We start from the raw sequence: 23836 nt of genomic DNA, 5'->3' as shown, positions 1-23836 counted from the left end.
GCACGTACCAGGCGAGGGACAGGGTCAGCGTCACCAGCGTGGCGGTACGCAGGGCCGTGGGGGGGGGGGGGGGGGGCGGCCCGGGGGGGGGGGGGGGGGGGGGGCGGGCGGGGGGGTGCGGCCCGGGCGCGCCCCGCCCCCCCCCCGCCCTCACCCCGCACACTGCGGCGGCGGGGCCCGTCACCTGGTGACGGGCCCCGCTCGCGTTCCCGTACGCACAGCCGCGCACCGCACAGCCGCGCACCGCGCCGCGCCCGCACAGCGCGCGTGCACGCCGAAACAGCCGTACGGGCCCGGCGGGGGGAGCCGGGCCCGTACGGGCGCTGGGGAAGGGGAAAGGGGGGAGGTGCGAGGGGGCCTAGCGCGGCTGGACGGCGATGCGGGTGGCCTTGCCGGTGGAGGCGCCGCCGGTGACGAACGTGCCGTCCAGGTTGTTGATCTGGAAGGCGAAGTCGAAGTTGGCGGTGTTGCGGCCCGTCACCGTGATGTTGGCCTTGAAGGTGATCGTGGAGTTGGCCTTGCCGTCCGTGCCGATCAGGAAGGCGGTGTCGGTGTCGGAGTAGGTGCCGCAGCCGGTCTGCTTCCACTCGCCGTGCGAGGCGGTCGTGGTGTTGTTCGGCGAGGTGAAGTTGACGACGCCGGAGGTGGCGGTCGCGCTGCCGTAGTAGCTGCCGAGGAAGGTGTCGTGGGTGTTGTCGTCGACGACCTTCCAGCTGCCCGGCAGGGTGTAGCAGCTGCTGCCGCCCTCGACGGCCGCGGACGCCGAACCCGTGACGGCCGTCGCGGTGGCCAGCGCGGCGACACCGGCGAATACGGCGACCTTGAGACGGGTGCTCTTCAGCATGTGATTCTCTCCTTGAAAGGGAATGGGGGCGGCTTTCCCTTCCATGATGCCGCCCCTTTCTCCGTGGAGGTATGGACCAGTTGTCGATTCGTCAGGTCGCCCCGGGGGTGGAAATGCAGAAATCCCCGCACCGTACGGTGCGGGGATTTTGCAGGGAATGGAAGAGATAAATGAAAGGGTCAGTCGATCTGCATGACGATGCGGATCGCCGGGTCGATGTCCGGCTGCTTCGGCATGGCGGCCGGGTCGATGACGATGCCGAAGTGCTCCTCGTAAGCGGCACGCAGGGCGGCGTCGTCGGCCAGTTCGACCGTCGTGGTGCCGCCGGCGTCCGTGCGCGTCAGTTCCCGGCCGTTGACGGTGACCCGGCCGGACTCGTTCTGGATCGAGCAGATGAGGTTGTGCAGGAACACCGAGTCCGGTGCCGTGCGGTACCACCACAGGGTCGGGTGGAAGTCGCCGATCCGCACCGGCCGTTCGTCCAGCCGGTACTGGATGTTCCCGTTCAGCTCGACCTGGACGAAGCCGTCCTCGGTCCGGACCACCCGGTAGTCCCCGTGCGGGTCCTTCTGCACCTCGGCCGAGTCGATCTGCAGCGGGAAGCGGCTGTTCTTGCCGAAGCCGGCGTCGACCAGCCAGTCCTGCCCGTCCAGCCGCACCCGCAGCGCCAGGTGGCACAGCGGGGCGCCGAAGGCGCCGCCGAGGAAGACCTGGCCGGCCAGGATCTCCACGGAGAAGCCGAGCGCCTCCAGCAGGTGCCCGAAGGACGGGTTCAGCTCGTAGCAGCCGCCGCCGCGGCGGCGGGTGACGATCTTGTCGTAGAGGAAGTCCTGTTCGAGGCCCAGCTCGGCGCCCTCGACGTGGTAGTCGATGTTCTCGAACGGAACCGACAGCACGTGCCGCTCCTGCAGGTGCCGCAGCGCGTGCAGGTCGGCCCGCTCGGGCCGGCGCGCGCCGATGCGCTCCAGGTACGCGTCCACCATCGCTTCGCTGAGCATGTTCTTCTTCGTCTCCTGTGTCATCGGGACTGCCATCCGGTGGGCGGGATGTTGTGGTTCACGCGGAACACGTTCTGCGGGTCGTACGCGTCCTTGACCGTGACGAGCCGGGCGTACGTCTCCTCGTCGTACGCCGACTTCAGGTGCTGCGGGGAGCTCTCCAGGGCGCTGATGAAGCTCAGGAACGGGCCGCCGATGCGCCAGGGCTCCATCGTCTCGATCAGCCGCTCCTGGAACTCCCGCACGTCCTGGATGTGTTCGGGCCACACGGGGGCGCCGGCGAACAGCGTGTACGCGGTCTCGCGGTGCGGCAGGGCGTTGGCGTGCTCGGGCTGCCGGCCCAGCGCCCCGCCGAGGTGGCGCAGTTCGATGCCGGGGCGTACGGCATCGGCGCCCTCCTTGATCAGCGGCAGCAGGGTGTCGATCGCCGCGTCGTCGAGCTCGCGGATGCGGGTGGAGCGCTCGTAGTAGACGAACGGCACCGTCGGGTCCATGTTGATCTCGGCGACCCGCGTGTACGGCATGTCCGCGACGGTGTCGAGCACCGGCTCGGCGATCTCGCGCAGCGGGCGCACCAGCGCCTCGCCCTCCTCGTTCGAGCCGTTGAACGCGATCCGGATGTGCGCGAGGAAGCGGCCGCGGACCGGCTCCGGGAGCACGTCGATGTCGGGGAAGCGCATCACGGCGATGGAGGACTGCATCTGGTCGGGGACCGTCCGCGTCCAGTCCCGCCAGGTGCGCAGGATCGTGTCGATGTGCTCGCCGGGAAGGAACAGGCCGCCGCCGTAGAGCCGGGCCACCGGGAAGAGGCCGATCTCAAGGGAGGTGACCACGCCGAAGTTGCCCTTGCCGCCGCGCAGCGCCCAGAACAGGTCCGGGTGCTCCTCGGGCGAGACGTGCCGCAGTTCGCCGTCCGCGGTGACCAGGTCGATGTTCTTGACGTGGTCGGCGGAGTAGCCGTACGAGCGGCCCAGCGGGCCGAGGCCGCCGCCGAGGGTGTACGAGACCACGCCGACCCCGGGGGAGGCGCCGTTGAGCGGTGCCAGGCCGAAGGCGGCGGCCTCCTCGATGACCCGGCTCCACTGGACGCCGGGCTCGACGCGGGCGGTGCGCCCGCGCGGGTCGATCCGTACGCCCTTGAGGTTGCGGGTGTTGATCAGTACGGCTCCGTCGGCGGGCAGCGAGACGCCGTGGCCGGTCGCCTGGACCGCGACGGCGATGCCGTGGCGGGTGGCGAAGCGCACGGTGGCGAGGATGTCGGCGGTGCCGTCGGCCACGACCACGGCGGCGGGCCGGCTGTCCGGCAGGATCCGGTTGAAGCCGAGCGTCTCCTCCTTGTAGGCGTCGGTGCCGGGCAGCAGCAGCGGGCCGCGCAGCTCTGCTCCGAGGGCGGAAAAGTCGGGGCTGGTCACAGCGGTTCCTTTCGGTAACGGGGTGCTCACCGGGCGGCCTTGCCGGAGCTGCGCAGGCTCGGGAGGGTGAGCGCGGTGAGCAGGACCACGACCCCGCCCAGCCAGGCCACGGTGATCAGCTCCACCTGGTCGACGATCAGGCCGCCGACGAGCGCGCCGAGCGCGATGGCGAGGTTGAAGACGGACACCCACAGCGCGGAGGCGGCCTCCATCGCGTCGGGCGCGGACTTCAGCATCCAGGTCTGCAGGCTGACGGAGACACCGCCGAAGGCCAGGCCCCACAGGACCAGCAGCGCGATGCCGCCGGCCTGGGTCTTGCCGAGCAGCGGGAAGAGCAGCATCGCGGCGGCCAGGGCGACGATGATGACGGCCATGGTGCGGCCCAGGTTCTTCGCGACGGCCGCGCCGGCGACGAAGTTGCCGATGATGCCGGCGACGCCGAAGCCCAGCAGCAGGACGCTGATCAGGTCCTCGTCGATGCCGGAGACCTGCTGGAGCATCGGGCTGACGTAGGTGTACGCGGCCAGGTGGCCGGTGACGATGAGGGCGGTGGCGATGATGCCGGCCCGCACGCCGCGGTTGGCGAACTGGCCGATCAGCTCGCGCACGCCGACGGGGGCGGTGGCGGGCAGCGCCGGCAGCAGGGCCAGCAGGGCGACGAGCACCGCGAAGGCGAGGACGCCGAGCGTGGCGAACGCGGTGCGCCAGCCGGCCAGCCCGCCGATCAGGGTGCCGGTGGGCACGCCGAGGACGTTGGCGGCGGCGACGCCGCCGAAGATGAGCGCGGTCGCCCGGGGGATCGCCGCGGGCTGGACCAGGCGGAAGGCGAGACCGCCCGCGATGGCCCAGAAGCCGCCGATGGTGATGCCGACGAGCACACGCGAGGCGAGCAGCACGCCGAAGTTGGGCGCGAGGACGGTGACCAGGTTGGCGACCGCCATCACGGTCATCAGGCCGACCAGCAGGAAGCGCCGGTCCAGGCGGCCGACGAGCACCGGGATCAGCGGCGCGGACAGTGCGGCGACGAGGCCGGGCACCGTCACCATGAGTCCGGCGGTGCCCTCGGAGACGTGCAGGGCGGAGCCGACGGAGGTGAGCAGGCCGATCGGCAGCTGCTCGGCGGTGACCAGGGTGAAGATGCCGACCGCGACGGAGACGACGGCGAACCAGGCCTTCAGCGGGGTCCGCTCCGCCACCTCCTGTTCTGCGGCGGTCTCGGCGGTTGTTTCCAGGGTTGCCATGGCAAGAACCTCATTCGTGTCTCTGGGGGCGGGTGCGGCCGCCGCGTCGGGTTTGCCGTCGGGGCGGCCGTCGGAGCAGGTCAGGGGCGGGGGACCCAGCCGGACTCGTCCCAGAACCGCAGCTGCCGGAGCTTCGACGTGGTGGCGGTCCGTGCGATCCGCTCACCGCCGAGGACCAGGGTGCTGGGCCGCTCGGGATCGAAGACCGGCCACTCGGGGGCACCGGGACCGGCGGGCACGCCGTCGCGGGCGAAGGCGGCCACCAGGTCCATGAAGGTCTCGGAGACGGCGCGCTCCTGCGGTCCGTCGTGGAAGAGGGGCGTGCTCTCCGGGACCGGGTAGGTCGCGGCGATCGCGGCGGTGTCGGCGTACGTGCCGAAGAGGAACGGCGAGGTCGCCTCGTGCGGGGTGCCGTGGTGCGGGGCCCGGACGGGCTGGGCGAACTCCATGACCCACTGCGGGGAGCGGCCCTGGCGGGCGTGCCGTTCCGAGAGCCGCATGATCTGGTAGCGGAACAGCGCGTCGCCCCAGATCTCCGTCCACAGCGACAGCGGGTCCTGCGGCAGCCCGTCGGCCTCGGCCGCCTCGCGGTAGGCGGTGATGCAGGCGTCGACGAGCTCGTACGAGACCTTGGCCATGCCCTTCTCCAGCACGCCCCGGACGGCCTCCCGCAGTTCGGTCGCGTCGGTGGGCGGCGGGGTCGGGGTGGGCTGCGGCGGGCACGGGCCGGTGTAGAAGGAGCCCTCGGTCCGGGTGTGCACGGCCAGGATCGGCACCTCGGGCGTGGGCAGTTCCCAGTCGAATGCGCTCATCCAGCGGCCGTCGACGACCGGCCCGCGGAACTCGCGTCCGCTGCCCACCGCGCGCTCGCCGGGCAGCCCGCCGAACAGCTCCTCCCAGGCCTCCATCAGCGCGGAGGCGGGCACCTCGCGCAGTCCCGGCACCGTCGTGGCGAACCGGCGCGCGAGCAGCTCGTACGCCTGGCGGGAGTCGGCGGGGGTCAGCGAGGTGGAGGGGTCCCACACGTGGCAGGCGCTGATGGGGACGATGCGGCGGATGATGTGGCCCAGTTCGGGCAGGAGCGCGAGCTGCCAGGTGCTCGCGCCGCCCGCCGAGGTACCCGCGACGGTGATGTTGCCGGGGTCGCCGCCGAAGGCCGCCGCGTTCGCGTGGACCCAGCGCAGCAGGGCCGCCTGGTCCTGGAGGCCCCAGTTGGCGAAGTCGCCGGTCTCCGGGTCGGCGAGCTCCTCGTGCAGGCCGAAACCGAGGGCGCCGAGCCGGTAGTTGAAGGTGACGACGACCAGGTCGCCGCGGTCGGCGAGGCGGGCGCCGTCGTAGACGGGCAGACTGCCGCCGCCGACCATCCACCCGCCGCCGTGGATGTAGACGAGCACCGGCCGGCTGCCGTCGGTGGCGGGCGTCCACACGTTGGCGTAGAGGGAGTCCTCGCCGCTGCCGGGGATGATCGGCTGGAGCGACTCGGGAGCGAAGGCGGTGGCGTCGCGTACGCCGCTCCACGGGACGGGCGGGCGCGGCGAGGCGAAGCGCAGCCTGCCGACCGGCGGGGCGGCGTACGGGACTCCGCGGAAGACGGACAGCCGTCCGGCGCGCTGCCCGGCGACCACGCCGGCGCCGGTGTGGACCAGCACGGTCCCGGCTCCGGCCGCGGCTGCGCCTGCGGCCGGGCCGTCGGTCTCGATTCCGGTCTCGTTTTCCGGCGAGGGGCTGGTGGCGGCGGAGAGGGACATGGCCGTGAGTACTCCATCGTCATCGACGGGCGGTCAGTCACGCCGACTCCACGGTGTTGCCCATTCGAACCGAATGCGCCGCGTCGGATGACTCTGGACCATCCGATGCTGGTTACCGCGCAAGAAGGCGGCAACAAAGGGGAGTGCACTGTGTCAGGTGTCCGGTTGTCCGTCAGCTCGGGCCGGAAGCGGGCCGGTGTCGTGTTTTCATTCGGCGTACGCTGCCGGGTTCGAATCGTCAGGGAGAATGCGATGCTGGACGAAGCGGAAGTGGCCGAATACCTCGACAGGATCGGCGCGAAGAAGCCGGACACGGCGGATCTCGAAGGGCTGCGCCACCTCCAGGAGCGCCATGTCCTGTCGGTGCCCTTCGAAAACATCGACTACCACCTGGACCGGACGATCCATCTCGGCGAGCAGGTCGTCGACAAGATCGTGCGCGGGCGCCGCGGCGGCGGCTGCTACGAGGTGAACTCGGCCTTCGCCGTCCTGCTGGCCTCCCTCGGGTACGCCGTCGAGATCCTGCCGGGCCGGGTGTACCGGCCGGACGGCCTGGGGCCGGCGATGTGCCATCTGGCGGTGCGCGTGACCGTCGGCGGCGAGCCCTGGCTGGTGGACGCCGGATTCGGCCGCAACAGCCGCCATCCGCTCCGCCTCACCACCTCTGACGTGCAGCGGGACCCGCACGGGGAGTACCGGATCAGCCGCGCGCAGGGCGGCGGCCACGATGTGGAGCTCGACGGCAGGCCGCTGTACCGGCTCGACGACCGGCCCTGCCGCCTGGACGACTTCGGCCCCACCCTGTGGTGGTGGCGCACCAGCCCCGACTCCCCGTTCCTCCAGGAGCTGTTCTGCTCCATGCCGCTCGCCGACGGCCGGGTCACGCTCAAGAACAACCGCCTGGTCAGGGTCGAGGGCGGAGTCCGCACGATCGAGAAACTCGATGGCGAGGAGGCGGTTCTGGCCGCTTATCGCACCCACTTCGGAATGATGCTCGACGAACTTCCGCAAGGCGGTGGCGTGAACCGGACCGTCGGGATCCAGCTGACCTGACACAGACAGTTGACGTACTCATCGGAAGGGCGTGGACCCGATCACGGGACTCCCCGCACGATGCGAAGAGTACGGCGTTACCCCGTACCCGGAAGGAGCATTGTGTCCACCGTTGATCCCTTGCTGGAATTTCCACTCGACACCCAGCCGGACCCCGACGAATTCCTGCGCGCCGCCCTGCGCTGGCATTTCTCCCCGGAAACGGGTTCGCCGTTCTGGCTGGAACGCGCGGGAAGCCTCGGATTCGACCCGCTGACCGACGTCGGCGGATTCGCCGACCTGGCCAAGTTCCCGAACCTCGCGAACGAACTGCGCCACGTACGCGCCGAGGACCTCATACCGCGCGGCTACGGGGAACACCCCGAGGTCGTGGGCGTCTACGAGAGCGGCGGCACGACCGGCGCCCCCAAGCGCATCGTCCTGCTCCAGGAGTGGCTGGACCGGCTGCTCGCCTGGAGCAGCGCGCAGCTGGACCGCCACGGCGTCCCGCAGAACGTGAACTGGCTCGTCGTCGCCCCGACCGGCCCGCACATGGTCGGTGACGTGATCAAGCGTCAGACCGCCTTCCGCGGCGGCCTCGCCTTCACCGTCGACCTCGACCCGCGCTGGGTCAAGAAGCTCATCTCCGAGGGCAAGACCGCCGAGGCGGGCGCCTACGCGGAGCACATCGTCGACCAGGTGGCCTTCCTGCTCCAGACGCAGGACATCGGTGTCCTGATGTGCACCCCGCCGGTCCTGGAGCGGCTCGCGCGCCGCGAGGACCTCGCCAAGCTCATCGACGACAAGGTCAAGGCGATCAACTGGGTCGGCACCCAGATGGACGCCGACACCCGCTACCTGTACCGCACCGAGGTCTTCCCCAAGGCGCACCTCTACAGCGGCTACGGCTCCACGATGATCCTCGGCAATGCGAGCGAGCGCCCGGGCCTGACCGACGACGACCCGTGCATCTACGACCCGTTCTCCCCGCACATGGTCTTCGACGTGGTCGACCCCGAGACGCGCCAGACCGTCCCGTACGGCGAGCGCGGCCAGGTCGTGATGCACCACGTCAGCAAGAGCCTGTTCATGCCGAACAACCTGGAGCGCGACTACGCGACCCGCGTGCCCGCGCCCGAGGGCGTCTGGCAGCTCGGCGACTCCGTGGCGGACATCGCCCCGGTCCAGGAGTTCGACAACGAGACCGTCATCGAAGGGGTCTACTAATGAGCGCCGGGAGCGCCGGGAGCGCCGGTCTGATCACGCTGGACGCGCTCGGGCCGGCCGGGCCCTTCCGCGCGCGCAAGCGGATGACCGTCACCGATGTGACGGGCGCCCCGGCCGCCGAACTCAGCCTGGTTCCCAAGCTGTTCGTGACCCGGGCGATGGACGCCCTGCGCAAGGCCCGCACGCTCCCGCTCGACGAGCGGACCGCCGCACTGGCCCGGGCCGGGAAGATCTTCGCCGAGGAGACCATCGACGGCCTGTCGTTCGCGGAGTACGAGCGCACGGTCGCCCGGGTCTCCGGGGTGCCGCTCGGTGTCGTACGGGCCGCGACCGCCGCCATCATCGAGGCCACCGAGCTGTCCCGGTTCGCCGCCTACCAGGCGCGGCCGGCCGGCGCGGTGGAGGACTGGCGTGCCGACGGCACCCGGAACGGCAGCGCGGTGTGGACCCGTCGCGGCGACGTGTTCGCGGTGCACGCGGCCGGCAACCACCCCGGACCGCACTCCCTGTGGGTCGAGGCCCTCGCGCTCGGCTACCGGGTCGCCGTACGGCCCTCGCGCCGCGAGCCCTTCACCCCGCACCGGCTGATCTCGGCGCTGCGGGCCGCGGGCTTCGGCAACGACCAGGTCGTGCTGCTGCCCACGGACTACGACGCGGCGGACGAGATCCTGCGCAGCGCCGACTTCGGCCTCGTCTACGGCGGCGACGACGTCGTGCGCAAGTACGCGGGCACCAACGTGCTCCCGCAGGGTCCCGGCCGCTCCAAGATGCTGATCCCCGCCGGCGTCGACTGGCGCGACCACCTCGACACCATCGTGGACTCCATCAGCCACCAGGGTGGTGTGGCCTGCATCAACGCCACCACCGTGCTCGTCGACGGCGACCCGGCCCCGCTCGCGCAGGCCATCGCCGAGCGGCTCGCCACCATCCCCAGCCTGCCCCCGGAGGACGAGAAGGCCGTCCTCGCGGTGCAGCCGGTGGAGGGGGCGCGGGCCATCGAGAAGTTCCTGCTCGCCAAGGCGGCGGGGACCACGGCACACCTCGGCGGCGACGGCATCGTCGAGGAGCTCGGCGACGGCAGCGCCGTGCTGCGCCCGGCCGTGCACCAGCTGGAGCGGCCGGACGCCGAACAGGCCGGCATCGAGCTGCCCTTCCCCTGCGTGTGGGTGGCCCCGTGGTCGCCGGCCGACGGGATCGGGCCGCTGCGCAACTCCCTGGTGCTGACGGCCTTCACGGACGACGAGGCGCTGATCGACGAGCTGATCGCGGAGCCCACCATCAGCAACGTCTACCTCGGCGACCACCCGACGTACTGGATCCGTCCGGGGGTTCCGCACGACGGCTACCTCGGCGAGTTCCTGATGCGGACCAAGACCGTCATCCGCGACTGAGTCCCTTCCCGCCGCAAGGCCCGGTGGGTCCGGTCCGGGGCGTGCACAGCGCCCCGGACCGGGCCCGCGCTGCTCATCCCGTCCCTCGATTCCGCACGCATCCCGTCACTCACCAAGGAGCATTTTTGTCATGCCCATGAACGGAACGGGCACTTCCAGACCCGCGAGAGCGCCCAGGCTCGACTCCCTGACCGGTCTGCGCTTCCCCGCGGCCCTGCTGGTCTTCTTCTTCCACGCCTCCCTCGGCGTCCCGTGGATCAGGCTGTTCCAGGAGGACTCGGCCAACAACGCCTTCGCGAAGTACGCCTCGCAGGCGGGCGCCCTCGGCGTCACGTTCTTCTTCGTGCTCAGCGGCTTCGTCCTGACCTGGTCGGCCCGGGACCAGGACACGATGCGGGCCTTCTGGCGCCGCCGCTTCGTCAAGATCTACCCGAACTACGTGATCACCTGGGCGCTCGCCCTGGTCACCTTCGCGGCCGTCATGACGAAGCCCTGGCAGGCCGTGGTCAACCTGCTCATGCTCCAGGTGTGGGTGCCCGACTTCGCCACCAACTTCAGCGTGGACCCGCCGAGCTGGTCCCTCGGCGCGGAGGCGGTCTTCTACCTCTCGTTCCCGGTGCTGTTCCTGCTGGTCAAGAAGATCGCGCCGGCCCGGCTGAAGTACTGGATCGCCGGTGTCGTGGCCGCCGTCCTCCTCACCCCGACGCTGACCTATGCGGTCATCGAGAACACCGGCATGCAGATGCCCGGCGCCGAGGGCACCTCGACGGTGCAGTACTGGTTCGCGTACGTCCTGCCGCCCGTCCGGCTGCTGGACTTCGCCCTCGGCATCCTGGTCGCGCGCGCCGTGATGGCGGGCCGCTGGCGCAACATCGGCATGACCTGGTCGGCGCTGCTGCTGGCCGTCAGCTACGCCGTCGCCATGTACGTGCCGCACCTGTACGGCCAGCGCTCGGTCACGCTCATCCCGATCGTGCTGCTGATCGCGGCCGTCGCCTCCAGGGACGCCGAGGGCAAGCCGACGCCGTTCAAGAGCCGGTTCATGATCTGGCTCGGCGAGATCTCCTTCGCCTTCTACCTGCTGCACTACATCGTGCTGGCGTACTCCCGCTCCCTCCTGGGCGACCAGCTGTTCTCGACGCCGGTCGGCATCGCGCTGATCGCCGGCCAGATCGTCGTCGCCGTCCTGCTGGCCTGGGCGCTGTACGCCTGGGTGGAGGCGCCGATCACCCGCCGGTTCTCCAGTTCCCGCAAGGCCAGGGCGGCCAAGGCCGCGCGCGCCGAAGCCGCCCGCGCCGGCGCTTCGCCGGAGGCCGAGGGCCGCACCCTCGAAACCGTCTGACGCAGCGCACCGACCCGCTCCACGAGCCGCCCTCCGGGAACCCCACGCCCCGGCGGGCGGCCCCTTCATGTCGCGGGAGCCAGCAGCCGGTGTCCCGCGGCCGGCAGGCCACGGCCCACGAACGGCCGTATCTCGCCGTAGGCGCGGGCGTCGCCGACCAGGATCCCGCCGAGCAGGGTGTGGCAGTCCGCGGCCAGCACCAGCTTCGCGTACGTGCCCGCCGCCTCGTCCAGGCGGCTCAGCTCCACCGCCCCCTCGCTGCTCGCCTGGGCGTCGCCGAAGCTCGCCACCTCCACCCCGAGCAGCTTCAGCCGGGTCGACAGGTCCGCCTCCCCGAACGGCTCCGCGGGCAGGTCCAGCAGCTGCCGGGCGACCGAGGAGGCCATCCGGTAGCCCGGCGCGGCCAGCCCGTGGCAGCACCCTTCCACCGCCGCGCACTCGCCGATCGCCCAGATCCGCTCGTCCCCGGTCCGGCACAGCCCGTCCACCAGGAATCCGCCGCGCCCGCCCGTGGCCAGGCCCGCCGGACCGGCCAGTTCGTCCCGGGGCCGCACCCCCGCCGAGAACACCACCACGGCCGCCTCCAGGGACGTACCGTCGGCCAGGGCCACCGCGGCGGCCCGGCCGTCCGGTCCCGCCTCGACCGCCGCCGTCGCCGTACCGCAGTGCACCCTCAGCCCCTGCTCCCCGACGCGCCGCCCGAGCACCCCACCGCCGGCCGCGTCCACCTGTACGGGCATCAGCCGCGGGGCGAGCTCCACCACGTGCGGCTCCATGCCGAGCAGCCGCAGCGCGTTCGCGGCCTCCAGGCCCAGCAGCCCGCCGCCGATCACCACGCCGGGGCGGCCCGGTACGGCGGCCTCGCGGATCGCGTCGAGGTCGTCGAGGCAGCGGTACACATGGCAGCCCGGCAGGTCGTGCCCCGGCACCGGCGGGACGAACGGCCGCGAGCCGGTGGCCAGCACCAGGGCGTCGTAGCCCACCACCTCGCCGGAGGCGGTGACCACCGAGCGCGCCGCCCGGTCCACCGAGGCCACCGGGGTGCTCAGCCGCAGGTCGAGCAGCGGGTCGTCCAGGAAGCCGGGGGCCGCCAGGGTCAGGTCGGCCGCGCTCCTGCCGTCGAGGTACGAGGAGAGCGCGACCCGGTCGTACGCGGGGTGGCGCTCCTCTGCCAGGACGACGATCCGCCAGGCTCCGGCGGGGTCGAGGGAGCGCAGCTCCTCCACGAGGCGGTGCGCGGCCATGCCGTATCCGGCGACGACCAGAGTGCGCTGTGTGCGGTTCACGAGGTGCTGCTCCCTTCGGTGCGGGCCGCGGCGCCGCACAGCGCGCGCACGGCGTCCGTGCAGCCGCCGCAGCCGGTGGTGGCGCGGGTCGCCGCGGCGATCTGCGCCACATCGGCGGCGCCGGCCCGGCAGGCTTCGGTGATGGTGTGCTTGGTGACGGTGTTGCAGCGGCAGACCACCGCGTCGCCGGGCAGTCCGTCACTCCCGGGGGCGGCCGGCGCGATGCCGAGGAGGAACTCCAGCCGCCCGGACGGCACCGGCAGGTCCTGTTCGTAGAGCCGGCTCACGGCGGCGACGGCCCGCGGCAGTCCGAGCAGCACCGCCCCGGTGATCCGCCCGCCGGCCAGGGTCAGCCGGGCGTACCGGCCGCGCGCCGCGTCTGCGAAGGAGACCACCTCCGAGCCCGCCGCGGGCGCCGCGCCACCTCCCAGCCGGACCAGGTCCAGGCCGGGCACCCGCAGCCGGGCGATGTGCCGGGTCCCGGGGTGGGGCGCCGGGTCGCCGGCCAGCTGCCGGGCCAGCGACTCGGCCTGCGCCCACGCCGGTTCGAGGTGCCCGGCGGTGTCGGCGGGGTGTTCGGCGCAGTCGCCGATGGCGTGGATGCGCGGGTCGTCGGTGCGCAGCAGGTCGTCCACCACCACGCCGGAGCGGACGGTGAGCCCGGCCCGGCGGGCGAGTGAGGTCTCCGGGACGGCGCCGGTGCACAGCAGCAGCAGGTCGGCCGCCAGCACCCGCCCGTCGTCGAGGGTGAGCTTGCCGGAGCAGTACCCGGCCGCCTCCCGCCCGGTGTGGACCTCCACCCCGAGCTCCTGCAGGCGCCGGGTCAGGAGCGGGCCCCCGGTGGTGTCCAGGTGCCGGTCCAGCGGATGCGGACCGCGGTGGACGAGGGCCACCTCGTGGCCCGCCCGGCGCAGCGCGGCGGCCGCCTCCACCCCGAGCATCCCGCCGCCCAGCACCACCGCCCGGCTCGGCTCCTGGGCGCTCAGACGGGCGACATCGGAGAGGGTCCGCGGGGCCGCCACCCCGTCCTGCGGGGACGGCACCCCCTCCTGCAGGGACGGCACCCGGGCCAGTCCGGGGATCCGGGGGACGGCCGGCCGGGCCCCGGTGGCCAGCACCAGCGTGTCGTACCGGTGCACGGAGCCGTCGGCGGTGTGCACGCGCCGCCCGGCGCGGTCGATGCGGGTCACGGTGACCCCGGTGCGCAGGCGCGTCCCGGGGGGCAGCGCGGGCAGGGCGAGGGCGTCCGGGCCCAGCGTGCCGTCCAGTACGGAGCCCAGCAGCACCCGGTGGTACGGGGCCTGCGGCTCGGCCCCGAGCACGGTGACCGGGCCGCGGTGGCCGTGGTGGTGCAGCCGTTCCACGAAACGGTGGGCGGCCGGTCCGCCGCCTACGACCAGTACCTCGCCCGCGCTCACAGTCCGGCCTCCGCCGGCTCTATCCGCACCGCGCAGACCTTGAACTCCGGCATCCTGCTGCGCGGGTCGAGGGCGGCACCGGTGATCAGGTTGGCCCGGCCGGCCCCGGTGAAGTGGAACGGCAGGAACACCGTGTCCGTACGCAGCGAGCCGACCAGGCGGACCCGGGCGAGCGTGGCGCCGCGCGCCGAGACCACCCGGGCCGCGGCCCCCTCGCGCAGCCCGTGCCGCTCCGCGGTGTCCGGGTGCACCTCGACGAAGGCCTCCGGGGCGGCCGCGGCCAGCTCCGGCACCCGGCGGGTCTGCGCGCCCGACTGGTAATGGGCGAGCACCCGGCCGGTCGTGGCGTACAGCGGGAAGTCCGCGTCGGGGGTCTCGGCGGCGTCGCGGTGCTCGACCTCGGCGAAGCGGGCCAGCCCGTCCGGGTGCGCGAAGCCGTCGAGGAACAGGCGGGGCGTGCCCGGGTGGGCGTCCTCGCCCTCCGCCGTGTCGGGGCACGGCCAGTGCAGGGCCTCGCCCGCGTCGAGCCGTTCGTAGCTGATGCCGGAGTAGTCGGCCTTTCCTCCGCGCGAGGCCCGGCGCAACTCCTCGAAGACCTCGCGGGGCGCGGTCGGGAAGCGGCCGGGGTCCTGGCCGAGCCTGACGGCGATGCCGTGCAGCACGTCCAGGTCGCTGCGGGCCTCTCCGGGCGGTGCCAGCAGCCGGCGCCGCCGCAGCACCCTGCCCTCCAGGTTGGTCATGGTGCCCTCCTCCTCCGCCCACTGGGTGACGGGCAGGATGACGTCGGCCAGTTCGGCGGTCTCCGAGGGCACGAAGTCGGCGACGACCAGCAGGTCCAGCGACTTCAGCCGGTCGGCGATCCGGGCGGCGCGGGGCGCGGAGACGACCGGGTTCGAGCCGAAGACGAGCAGGGCGCGCGGGCCGCCGTCCGTGCCGAGCGCGTCGAGGAGTTCGTACGCGCTGCGCCCGGGGCCCGGCAGCTCGTCCGGCGACACCCCCCACACGGCGGCGACATGGGCGCGCGCGGAGGGATCGGCCAGCATCCGGTAGCCGGGCAGCTGGTCGGCCTTCTGGCCGTGTTCGCGGCCGCCCTGGCCGTTGCCCTGGCCGGTCAGGCAGCCGTAGCCGCTGCCCTCGCGGCCGGGCAGGCCGAGGGTGAGGGCGAGGTTGATGAAGGCGGCGACCGTGTCGGTGCCCTTGCTGTGCTGTTCGGCGCCGCGCCCGGTCAGGACGTACGCCCGCTGCGCGCCCGCCAGCAGTCGCACGGCCTCGCGCATCTCGGCGACGGGGACCCCGGTGACGCGCTCCACCCGCTCGGGCCACCAGGCGGCGGCCCGCTTCCAGGCGGCCTCGAAGCCGGTGGTCCGCTTGTTCAGGTAGCCGTGGTCGGTGTGGCCTTCGGTGACGGCGAGGTGCAGCAGGCCCAAGGCGAGGGCGAGGTCGGTGCCGGGGGCCGGCTGGAGGTGCAGGGCGGCGGTCTCGGCGGTCGGGGTGCGGCGCGGGTCGATGACGATCAGCTGCGCGCCGCTCAGGTGGCGCATCAGCGGCGGCATCGTCTCGGCCGGGTTGGCCCCGGCGAGCAGGATCACCTCGGCGGACCCGAGGTCGGTGACGGGGAAGGGCAGGCCCCGGTCGAGTCCGAAGGCGGCGATGCCGGCGGCGGCCGCGGAGGACATGCAGAACCGGCCGTTGTAGTCGATCTGGCTGGTGCCGAGCGCGACCCGGGCGAACTTGCCCAGCTGGTAGGCCTTTTCGTTGGTGAGCCCGCCTCCGCCGAACACGCCGACCGCGTCCGGTCCGTGCGCGGCGCGGATCTCCCGCAGCCGGCCCGCGATCGTGTCGAGGGCCGCCTCCCAGGTGGCGGGGGCGAGTCGGCCGTCGGAGCCGCGCACCAGGGGCTGCGTCAGGCGTCCGGGGGTGTCGAGCAGGGCGGCCGCCGTCCAGCCCTTCTGGCACAGCCCGCCCTGGTTCACCGGGAACTGCGCGGGTCGGACCGTCGTGCGGCCCCCGCCGTGGGCGAGCCGGGTGCCGCACTGGAGCGCGCAGTAGGGGCAGTGGGTGGCGACCTCGGTGACCTCGGCGGCCGTGGCGACCTCGGCGCCGGCGAGGGCGACGGCGGCGGTGGTCTCGGCGTGCTCAGACACGGGAGGCCTCCGCACGGACCGGCGCGGCGTCCGCGGCGGCGGACCCGCCCGGACGCCGGCGCAGGTAGACCGCCCAGGTGACCAGTACGCACACCAGGTAGAAGCCGAGGAAGGCGAGGAAGGCGGGCTCACCGGAGGCCGAGGGGCCGCTGTAGGCGCTGCGGAAGGCCAGGTTGACGCCGACTCCGCCGAGCGCGCCGACCGCGCCCGCGATGCCGATCACCGCGCCGGAGAGCCTGCGGGCCCGCGCGAAGGCCTCGGCCGCGTCGTGGCCCGAGGTGACCGCGTCCTGCGCCTGCCGGGCAAAGGCGGCGGGGATCATCTTGTAGGTCGAGCCGTTGCCCGTGCCGGTCAGCACGAACAGGGCGGTGAAGCCGGCGATGAACAGCCCGTACGAGCCCTGCACGGAGGCCACCAGCAGTACCCCGGTCCCCGCGGCCATCGCGCAGAACGTCACGAGGGTGACCCGCGCCCCGCCCCACCGGTCGGCCAGCAGCCCGCCCACCGGCCGGAACAGCGAGCCGAGCAGCGGCCCGAGGAAGGTGTGGGAGGCGGACTGGAGCGGGGTGGCGCCGAACTGGCTCTGCAGGACCAGGCCGAAGGCGAAGCCGTAGCCGATGAACGAGCCGAAGGTGCCGACGTAGAGCAGGGAGATCCACCAGGTGTGCGGGTTGCGGGCGGCCTCGCGCTGGGCGCCCGGCGCGCTGCGCACGGCGGTGAAGTTGTCCATCTTCAGCGCCGCGAGCAGCGAGGCCAGGGCGATCAGCGGGAGGTAGACGGCGATGACGTACGCGGGGTGGGTGCTGCCCGCGGTGGCGATCACCAGCAGGCCGATCAGCTGGATCGCGGCGACCCCGAGGTTCCCGCCGCCCGCGTTGATGCCGAGGGCCCAGCCCTGCAGGCGCTGCGGGAACAGGGCGGTGATGTTGGTCATCGAGGAGGCGAAGTTCCCGCCCCCGACGCCGCCGGCCGCGCCGATCAGCAGGAACACCCACAGCGGGGTGCCCGGGCGCTGCACGAAGAAGAAGGCGGCGAGGGTGGGGACGAGCAGGACCGCCGAGGCGAACACGGTCCAGTTGCGGCCGCCGAAGCGGGTGACCGCGTAGCTGTAGGGCAGGCGCAGGGCCGCGCCGACGAGGGTGGGAACGACGACGAGCAGGAACTTCTGCGAGGGGGTGAAGCCCAGGCCGATCGCGGGTGACATGAAGAGCACCAGGACCGACCACATGCTCCACACGGAGAAGCCGATGTGCTCGGAGAGGACCGAGAGGATCAGGTTGCGGCGGGCGGTCCGCTTGCCGGAACGCTGCCAGAACTCCTCGTTCTCCGGGTCCCAGTCCTCGATCCAGCGTCCGGTGGCGGGCCGTGCGGGCGGCGTCATGGCTCCTCGGCTTTCTACTCGGGTGGGTCGACTTCCTGAACTATACAGTTCAGTTCAGTCTGACTCAATGGGTCAGACCCCCCGAGTCGGTCAGACCCCCCGAGTCGGTCAGACCCCCCGAGTCAGCGCCCGGTCCACCAGCGCGCCCGCGCCGCCGGTGTACGTCGCCGGGTCGCACAGCGCCACCAGCTCCTCCGTGCTCCAGTGCCCGTCGAGTACCGGCTCCCCGGCGAGCAGTTCGTGCAGCGGGCGCCCGCTCTCCTCGGCCACGGCCGACACCCGGGTCAGCAGCTGCTTCGCCGCCGTCTTGCCCAACTGCGGTGCGAGCACGGCCGCGATCCGCTCGGAGACGATCCGGCTGCCGGTCAGCAGCAGGTTGGCGTGCATCCGCCCGGGCCGCGCCTCCAGGCCCTCGGCGAGTTCGACCGCGGTGTGGGCGGCGCCCCCGGCGAGGCGCAGGCATTCGCGCAGCAGCTGCCACTCGGCGTGCCAGGCACCGGCCGAGCGCTCGTCCTCGGAGACCAGGCACTGCACCAGCCCGGTGGCGAGCACCGGCACTTGGAGGGCGGCGCTGCGCAGCAGGGTGCTCAGGACCGGATTGCGCTTGTGGGGCATGGCCGAGGAGCTCCCGCGGCCGGCCACGGCGGGTTCGGCGACCTCGGCGACCTCGGTGCGGGACAGGTTCTGCACGTCGACGGCGATCTTGCCGAGGGCGCCCGCGGTGAAGGCGAGGGCCGCGGCGAGGTCTGCCATCGGCGTGCGCAGTACGTGCCAGGGCAGGGCGGGCCGGGCGAGTCCGGTCTCGGCGGCGAAGGCTTCCTCCAGCCGGTCCAGGTACACCCCGGGCTCGGGCCGGCCGCCGGCGTCGTCGAGGCGGGCGTACTCCAGGTATCCGGCCAGCGTGCCGGCCGCCCCGCCGAGCGACACCGGCAGGCCGCCCTCCTGGACCCGGGCCAGCCGCTCGTCCGCGTCCAGCACCAGCTGCCGCCAGCCGGCCGCCTTCAGCCCGAAGGTGGTGGGCACGGCCTGGAGGGCGAGGGTCCGCCCCGCCATCGCCGTGTCCCGGTGCTCGCCGGCCAGCCGGCCCAGCGCGGCCGCGGTGCGCCGCAGGTCGGCCCGGACGAGCCGCAGCGTGCGGTCGGCGACCAGCATGGCGCCGGTGTCGAGGATGTCCTGGCTGGTGGAGCCGCGGTGCACGTACTCGGCGGCCCGCGGGTCCTCCTCGGCCACCACCCGGGTCAGCGCCTGCACCAGGCCGACCACCGGGTTCGCGGTCTCCCGGGCGGCCAGGGCGAGGGCCCGCAGGTCGAGCCGGTCGGCGCGGGCCGCCCGGGTGATGGTGTCGGCGGCCTCCTTCGGAAGGGTGTCGAGCGACGCCTGGGCCCGGGCCAGGGCGGCCTCCGCGTCGAGCATGGCCTGGAGCCAGGCCAGGTCGGACACGGCCTCCTCGGCGGGGGTCCCGGCGCGTACCGGCGAGAGCAGTCCCGCGTCGGTCAGGAGGTCCTGGCGGGGCAGGGAGCTCATACCAGGACCCCGGTCAGGTCGGTCTCGGCCGGCAGCGGGGCGACCCCGGAGGGGACCGTGGTCGCGGCCGGGAGGGCCAGGACGGAGCGGGCTATCGCGTCGGAGTCCCCGAGGGTGACCGAGTCGACGCCCGGGCGGATGCCGGCCGCGGTGACCCAGTGCACGGACTCCGTGGGCACCCCGTACGCGAAGCGGCGCGGGTGGGCGCGGCCGCGGGCGTCGAGCAGCCGGTACGGGCGCTCGGTGACGGCGAGGCCGCCCGACTCGTAGCTGGTGCCGTCGGATCCGGCGATCCGGTACGTGGTGCACTGCTCGGTGTCGAGCAGGTGACGCAGCAGCGGGTCGTCGGTACGCCGCAGGTCCGGCTCGGGCAGACGGGCCTCGATCAGCACGGTGGCGCGGACCACCGGGCCCGGGACGGTGCGGGAGCGGGCGAGGAAGGTGGCCTGGTCGCCGGCGGCGGTGTCGACCCGGATCTCGGTGCCCGGACCGGTCAGGACCAGCACCCCCGCCTCGATCAGGGCGATCATCTCCTCGATGCGGGAGGCCGGCGGGCCGATGGAGAGGAAGGCGTTCAGCGGGGTGTACCAGCCCTCCAGGTCGTCGCGGTGCGAGTCGCCGTCCAGACCGCCGTGGTCGACGGCGAGGCGGATCTCGTTGCGCAGGTCGCGCATGACGTCCAGGGCGGCCTTCAGGGGACCGCTGAGATTGCCGGCCCGGGCCTCCGCGACGTCCTGCTCCAGGTAGGCGACGAGCCACCGCCGGAAGTCCTCGCGGCTGGTGAACTCCCGGTCGCCGTAGGGGCGGGAGAGCTTCTCCCAGTTCCAGCGCTGCTCCTCCTCGATGCCGTAGACGTCCAGAAGGGAGGCCCGGTCCTCCTCGTCCTCCAGCGACAGGAAGCGGGTGGTGAAGCCCTCGCGCTCACCGCCGCGGCCCCGGGTCTCCAGCAGGGTGCCGTAGTAGACGCTCTCCGTCTCGCGGGAGATCAGCGGCCACAGGTCCGCGGAGAAGCTGATGCCCTCGCCGCCCCGGGAGCGGGCACGCAGGCCGGCGATGGCCTCGGGGGTGAGCAGTCGCGGCAGGTGGCGGCCGTACGCGCCCTTCTCGTTCTCGCCGCGGGCGTGGTAGGGGATGCCGCGCCGGGAACTGGCGTACATCACCGGCTCGTTGCCCGAAGGCCGGTAGGACAGCCGGCCGTCCTCACCGCGGACGAAGGCGCCGCCGCGGCCTGCGGTGAAGAGCGCCATGTGGTCGAAGAAGTTCAGCCCGAGGCCGCGCAGCAGGACGTTCTCGCCGGGCTTCACCGTCTTCAGGTCCAGGTCGGCGGGGTTGGCGGGCGTGATGTAGGTGAGGTGGTGGATGCGGGCGAGGCTCGCGGTCTTCGCCTCGCGGGGGGTCAGCCGGGCGGGTACGTGGCCCTGCGCCATCACGATGGCGTCGAGCTTGTTGAGGCGCGTGCCGTCCTCCAGCCGGACGCCCTGCTTGCCGCCGGGCGTGCCGTGGGTGTCGGCCATGGCCACGGCGCGGGAGCGGTGCACCTCGACCGTGACGTGGTCCGGGGCGCCCTGGACGACGCGCTCGAAGGTGGCACGCAGGTAGCTGCCGTAGAAGGCGCGGGTGGGGTAGGTGTTCGGTCCCAGGCGGCGGGCCTCCGCGAGGGTCGCCGCGTCGGCGTCGCCGCTCCCGGCGATGTCCTGGGCCCACTCGTACAGGCTGGGACCGGGCTCGATCGGGCCCTCGGTGCGGACGCTGTCGTCGGTGTAGACGGTGATCTGCGAGGCGACCGTGTTCATCAGCAGGTGCTGGGACTGGTCGGGGCGCCAGACCTGGCCGGCGCCGGGAGCCGAGGGGTCCACCACGTGGACGGTGACCGCGCTGTGGGCCGGGCTGCGCCGCTCGTTGGCGCACAGGCGCTCCAGTACGGAGAGACCGCGCGGTCCGGCGCCGATGATGGCCACCTGGATCCGCCCCTGGTTGCCGCTCATCGCTGGACTCCGTTCCGGTCGGTGGCCGCGTCGGCGGCCTCGTCGGTCGTGCGGGCGCCGTGCATCCAGGCCACGTAGTCGTGGAGCTGGTCGGGGGTGAGGGCGGACAGGGCGGCGTTGCGGTCGGTGGCGGCGGCGCCGGAGGTGTGCCAGAGCTTGATGCTCTCGCGGGCGAGGAGCTGGATCCGTCCGGTGCGCTCGCGCCGGTCCGCGTTGAACTTCTCGAAGCGCTGCGGGAGTTCACCGGTGGAGCAGTCGAGCAGGTCGCCGAGGATCACGGCGTCCTCCAGGCCCTGGCAGGCGCCCTGCGCCACGTAGTGCAGCATCGGGTGGGCGGCGTCGCCGAGGAGGGCGACCCGGCCGTCGGTCCAGGTGTCGACCGGGTCGCGGTCGACGAGCACCCAGGACTTCCAGCCCTCGCCGAGGGCGAGCAGGCGCTGCGCGTCCTCGCCGAGGGAGGCGAACTCGCGGCGGATGTCACCCTGGGTGGCGGGGAGTCCGGCGTGCGTCTCGGTCGCCTTGTTGTCGCTGCTGGCCGCGAGGTTGAGGTACTTGCCGCCGGCGATCGGGTAGTGCACGAAGTGGCAGCCGGGCCCGGTCCACCAGGTCACGGAGGTCAGGTGGCGCAGCTCCTCGGGGACCTGCTCCATCGGGATGACGGCGCGGTAGACGGTGATCCCGGAGTTGCGGGGAGCCCCGTCGCCGACGAGTTGGGCGCGGATCGCGGAGTGGATGCCGTCGGCGCCGATCAGGGCGTCGCCCGTGATGCGGTCGCCGTTCTCCAGGACGACGGTGACGCCGTTCGCGTCCTGTTCGTAGCCGGCGGCGCCGGCGGCGCTGCGCAGTTCGACCGCTTCCTCGGCCCGGCAGGCCTCCAGCAGCGTGGTGTGCAGCTCGGCGCGGTGGACGACGGCGTACGGGTTGCCGAACCGCTCGCGGTAGCGCTCGGTCAGGTCCATGCTGACCACGTGCTCGCCGGTGACCCCGTCCATGAACCGCAGGGCGTCCATCCGTACGGCGGTGGAGCGGACGGCGTCGCCGAGGCCGAGGCGGTCGAGCGCGTGCAGGCCGTTGGGGGCGAGCTGGATGCCGGCGCCGATCTCGGCGAACTCGGGGGCGCGTTCGAGGACCAGGACGCGGTGTCCCTGCCGGGCGACGGCGAGGGCCGTGGCCAGCCCGCCGATTCCGCCGCCGACGATGATCAGCTTCGACATCAGACCTTCTCCTCAATGCCGGCGGGGGAGGGGGCGCCGGCGGTGAGCAGCCGGGCGAGCTCCAGCCGCTTGATCTTGGTGGTGGCCGTCTGCGGCAGGTCGGACTGGCGCCACTGGACGGGCTCGGCCATCGGGGGGAGGCCGGCGGTGGCGGCCTTCCAGGCCTCCGGGTCGAGCGGCTTGTCGTCCTTGGTGCAGACGACGGGGACGGCGCGGCCGGTCTCGTCGGGGATGATGATGACCTCGGCGAGCTCCTCCAGCCGGGTGAAGAGGGTGTCCTCGGCGGCGAGGGTGGAGCCGAAGCCCTCGATCAGGTCGACCTCGCGGTCCAGCAGGTGCACGCAGCCCCACTTGGTGCGGTAGCCGACGTCGCCCATGCGCCACCAGCCGTCGTTGACCTGCTTGTCGTAACGTTCCTGCTCGCCGAGGTAGGTGACGATCCGGCCGTCGCTCCTGACCTCGATGAAGCCCGGGTTGGTCTCGGACGGCGGCAGGCCGTTGCGGCTGACGACGCGGACGTCGGTCATGCCGGGGAAGGGCATGCCCACGCAGCGGCCGTCGGCGTCGAGCCCGCGGCGCTTGGAGAAGGAGCGGGCGACGGCGGGGCCTATCTCGCTCTGCCCGTAGAGCTGGCCGAAGACGGCGCCCTTGCGCTTGGTGGCGGCGAGCAGCCGTTGCACGGTGCGCGGGTGGATGGCGTCGAAGGTGCTGCTGAAGAGCTTCACGTTGGCCAGGGGGCCGCGCGGGTCGTCCGCGAGTTCCTCCCACTCCATGAAGGAGTTCGGGTGGGCCTCCAGGATGCCGGGACGCAGCCGGGCGAAGAGGTCGGCGGCGTGCTGGGGGTCGGAGTCGGCGAGGACGACGATGGGGAAGCCGCGGAAGAGGGAGATGGCGAGGGCGGTGATCAGCCGCGAGTGGACGAAGGAGACGTGCATGGCGATCGTCTCGCGGCCCGGGAGCAGCGGCCTGGTGATCGTCGCCTGCGGGCGGTAGCGGGCCTGCAGGGTGGCTCCGGTGTGCACGGCCAGCTTCGGGGTGCCGGTGGTGCCCGAGGTGTGGGTGATCAGGGTGGGGTGCTCGGGCGGCATGGTGACGGCGGGGACCCGGGGGGCGCCGGCCAGCGAGGCCAGTTCGGTGGCCTGCTGGTAGCTGCCGGAGGTCAGCAGCACCTGCGAGGCCTCCGCGAAGACCGAGGCGGGCAGCTCGGTCTCCAGCTTGTTCTGGTCGGTGATCAGGTAGGGCTGGTCGGTGCGGCGTACGAGTTCGGCGACGGTCTCGCCGTCGAGCTTCGGCGACAGCAGCACCGGTACGGCGCCGATGCGGGCCACCGCGCAGGCCAGCAGGGTGATGTCGAAGCCGTCGGACTTGTAGACGACGACGCGGCGGCTGGGGCGGACGTCGGCGGCCCAGAGTCGGGAGGCCATGTCGTCGATCAGGTCGGCGACCTCGGCCACGGTCGCGCGGCGCCCCAGTGAGGGGGCTATGTCGAGGTCGTGATCGAGGATCACGACGTTCGTCGGGTGCTTCGCGGCAGCCCGTTCGAAGAGCGTTCCGAGCCGGATGCCCTTGTTCCCGATGCGCTGGAGAATCATCGTCTGGCCTCTCTCAAGTGCCTTGCGGTGGAGTCGGTCACGGGGTGGGGCGGGTGC

17 protein-coding genes are annotated in these 23836 nt (G+C 72.9%); 4 read left to right on the top strand and 13 right to left on the bottom strand.

The annotated features are described in order from the left end of the window. Positions 1–358: 358 nt before the first annotated feature. From AB0B01_RS14190 to AB0B01_RS14170, 5 genes are all read right to left on the bottom strand, one after another. Positions 359–844: a hypothetical protein gene (locus AB0B01_RS14190; protein WP_361717393.1), complete on the bottom strand. Its 486-nt coding sequence runs from the start codon at positions 842–844 to the stop codon at positions 359–361. 179 nt (positions 845–1023) lie between these two features. After that, positions 1024–1866 carry an arylamine N-acetyltransferase gene (locus AB0B01_RS14185; protein WP_361717390.1) on the bottom strand — a complete coding sequence of 281 codons (843 nt, stop codon included), beginning with the start codon at positions 1864–1866 and terminating at the stop codon, positions 1024–1026. After that, complete coding sequence (locus AB0B01_RS14180; protein WP_361717387.1) at positions 1863–3254, bottom strand: FAD-binding oxidoreductase; 1392 nt, start codon at positions 3252–3254, stop codon at positions 1863–1865. The genes AB0B01_RS14185 and AB0B01_RS14180 overlap by 4 nt, the downstream gene beginning before the upstream one ends. 26 nt (positions 3255–3280) lie before the next feature. Beyond that, positions 3281–4495 (bottom strand): MFS transporter, encoded by a 1215-nt coding sequence (locus tag AB0B01_RS14175; protein ID WP_361717384.1) that lies wholly within the window; start codon positions 4493–4495, stop codon positions 3281–3283. A gap of 80 nt (positions 4496–4575) precedes the next feature. After that, complete coding sequence (locus AB0B01_RS14170; RefSeq protein ID WP_361717381.1) at positions 4576–6243, bottom strand: carboxylesterase family protein; 1668 nt, start codon at positions 6241–6243, stop codon at positions 4576–4578. Positions 6244–6495: 252 nt separating this feature from the next. On the opposite strand from AB0B01_RS14170, the gene AB0B01_RS14165 reads away from it, so the two are divergent. From AB0B01_RS14165 to AB0B01_RS14150, 4 genes are all read left to right on the top strand, one after another. Next, positions 6496–7296, top strand: coding sequence for an arylamine N-acetyltransferase (locus AB0B01_RS14165; protein ID WP_361717378.1), 801 nt, complete (start codon positions 6496–6498; stop codon positions 7294–7296). A 102-nt stretch (positions 7297–7398) separates the two neighbouring features. Beyond that, positions 7399–8502 carry an AMP-binding protein gene (locus AB0B01_RS14160; protein WP_361717375.1) on the top strand — a complete coding sequence of 368 codons (1104 nt, stop codon included), beginning with the start codon at positions 7399–7401 and terminating at the stop codon, positions 8500–8502. Beyond that, positions 8502–9893, top strand: coding sequence for an aldehyde dehydrogenase family protein (locus AB0B01_RS14155; protein WP_361717372.1), 1392 nt, complete (start codon positions 8502–8504; stop codon positions 9891–9893). The genes AB0B01_RS14160 and AB0B01_RS14155 overlap by 1 nt, the downstream gene beginning before the upstream one ends. Positions 9894–10023: 130 nt before the next feature. Continuing rightward, on the top strand, positions 10024–11235 hold the full coding sequence (locus AB0B01_RS14150) for an acyltransferase (RefSeq protein WP_361717369.1): 1212 nt from the start codon (positions 10024–10026) through the stop codon (positions 11233–11235). A 65-nt stretch (positions 11236–11300) separates the two neighbouring features. Here the strand turns inward: AB0B01_RS14150 and AB0B01_RS14145 are convergent, their stop codons facing one another. The 8 genes from AB0B01_RS14145 to AB0B01_RS14110 all read right to left on the bottom strand — a co-directional run bounded on the left by AB0B01_RS14145 (position 11301) and on the right by AB0B01_RS14110 (position 23779). Continuing rightward, entirely contained in the window at positions 11301–12521 is a 1221-nt protein-coding gene (locus tag AB0B01_RS14145; RefSeq protein ID WP_361717366.1) for an FAD-dependent oxidoreductase, read from the bottom strand. Further along, on the bottom strand, positions 12518–13939 hold the full coding sequence (locus tag AB0B01_RS14140) for an FAD-dependent oxidoreductase (protein WP_361717363.1): 1422 nt from the start codon (positions 13937–13939) through the stop codon (positions 12518–12520). The genes AB0B01_RS14145 and AB0B01_RS14140 overlap by 4 nt, the downstream gene beginning before the upstream one ends. Then, positions 13936–16083 (bottom strand): molybdopterin oxidoreductase family protein, encoded by a 2148-nt coding sequence (locus AB0B01_RS14135; protein ID WP_361717360.1) that lies wholly within the window; start codon positions 16081–16083, stop codon positions 13936–13938. The genes AB0B01_RS14140 and AB0B01_RS14135 overlap by 4 nt, the downstream gene beginning before the upstream one ends. Beyond that, entirely contained in the window at positions 16076–17464 is a 1389-nt protein-coding gene (locus tag AB0B01_RS14130) for a nitrate/nitrite transporter (RefSeq protein ID WP_361717357.1), read from the bottom strand. Before AB0B01_RS14130 ends, AB0B01_RS14135 begins: the two co-directional genes overlap by 8 nt. 108 nt (positions 17465–17572) lie before the next feature. Continuing rightward, the gene (gene pcaB / locus AB0B01_RS14125) at positions 17573–18988 is read right to left on the bottom strand and encodes a 3-carboxy-cis,cis-muconate cycloisomerase (RefSeq protein WP_361717354.1); all 1416 of its coding nucleotides are present in this window, start codon (positions 18986–18988) and stop codon (positions 17573–17575) included. Then, complete coding sequence (locus AB0B01_RS14120) at positions 18985–20973, bottom strand: FAD/NAD(P)-binding protein (protein WP_361717351.1); 1989 nt, start codon at positions 20971–20973, stop codon at positions 18985–18987. The genes pcaB and AB0B01_RS14120 overlap by 4 nt, the downstream gene beginning before the upstream one ends. Further along, a complete protein-coding gene (locus tag AB0B01_RS14115) occupies positions 20970–22187 on the bottom strand; it encodes an FAD-dependent oxidoreductase (RefSeq protein WP_361717348.1) in 1218 nt (405 codons plus the stop codon). Before AB0B01_RS14115 ends, AB0B01_RS14120 begins: the two co-directional genes overlap by 4 nt. After that, on the bottom strand, positions 22187–23779 hold the full coding sequence (locus AB0B01_RS14110; protein ID WP_361717345.1) for an AMP-binding protein: 1593 nt from the start codon (positions 23777–23779) through the stop codon (positions 22187–22189). Before AB0B01_RS14110 ends, AB0B01_RS14115 begins: the two co-directional genes overlap by 1 nt. Positions 23780–23836: the final 57 nt, after the last annotated feature.

Source organism: Streptomyces sp. NPDC044571 (assembly GCF_040647115.1).
GTDB lineage: Bacteria > Actinomycetota > Actinomycetes > Streptomycetales > Streptomycetaceae > Streptomyces.
The sequence above is the reverse complement of the archived record's forward strand: the minus strand, read 5'-3'. Positions and strand labels throughout refer to the sequence as shown.

Coding starts and splice junctions, on each gene's coding strand:
- AB0B01_RS14190 (WP_361717393.1), bottom strand. CDS start 844: ATGCTGAAGAGCACCCGTCTCAAGGTCGCCGTATTCGCCGGTGTCGCC.
- AB0B01_RS14185 (WP_361717390.1), bottom strand. CDS start 1,866: ATGACACAGGAGACGAAGAAGAACATGCTCAGCGAAGCGATGGTGGAC.
- AB0B01_RS14175 (WP_361717384.1), bottom strand. CDS start 4,495: ATGGCAACCCTGGAAACAACCGCCGAGACCGCCGCAGAACAGGAGGTG.
- AB0B01_RS14170 (WP_361717381.1), bottom strand. CDS start 6,243: ATGTCCCTCTCCGCCGCCACCAGCCCCTCGCCGGAAAACGAGACCGGA.
- AB0B01_RS14165 (WP_361717378.1), top strand. CDS start 6,496: ATGCTGGACGAAGCGGAAGTGGCCGAATACCTCGACAGGATCGGCGCG.
- AB0B01_RS14155 (WP_361717372.1), top strand. CDS start 8,502: ATGAGCGCCGGGAGCGCCGGGAGCGCCGGTCTGATCACGCTGGACGCG.
- AB0B01_RS14150 (WP_361717369.1), top strand. CDS start 10,024: ATGCCCATGAACGGAACGGGCACTTCCAGACCCGCGAGAGCGCCCAGG.
- AB0B01_RS14130 (WP_361717357.1), bottom strand. CDS start 17,464: ATGACGCCGCCCGCACGGCCCGCCACCGGACGCTGGATCGAGGACTGG.
- pcaB (WP_361717354.1), bottom strand. CDS start 18,988: ATGAGCTCCCTGCCCCGCCAGGACCTCCTGACCGACGCGGGACTGCTC.
- AB0B01_RS14120 (WP_361717351.1), bottom strand. CDS start 20,973: ATGAGCGGCAACCAGGGGCGGATCCAGGTGGCCATCATCGGCGCCGGA.
- AB0B01_RS14115 (WP_361717348.1), bottom strand. CDS start 22,187: ATGTCGAAGCTGATCATCGTCGGCGGCGGAATCGGCGGGCTGGCCACG.
- AB0B01_RS14110 (WP_361717345.1), bottom strand. CDS start 23,779: ATGATTCTCCAGCGCATCGGGAACAAGGGCATCCGGCTCGGAACGCTC.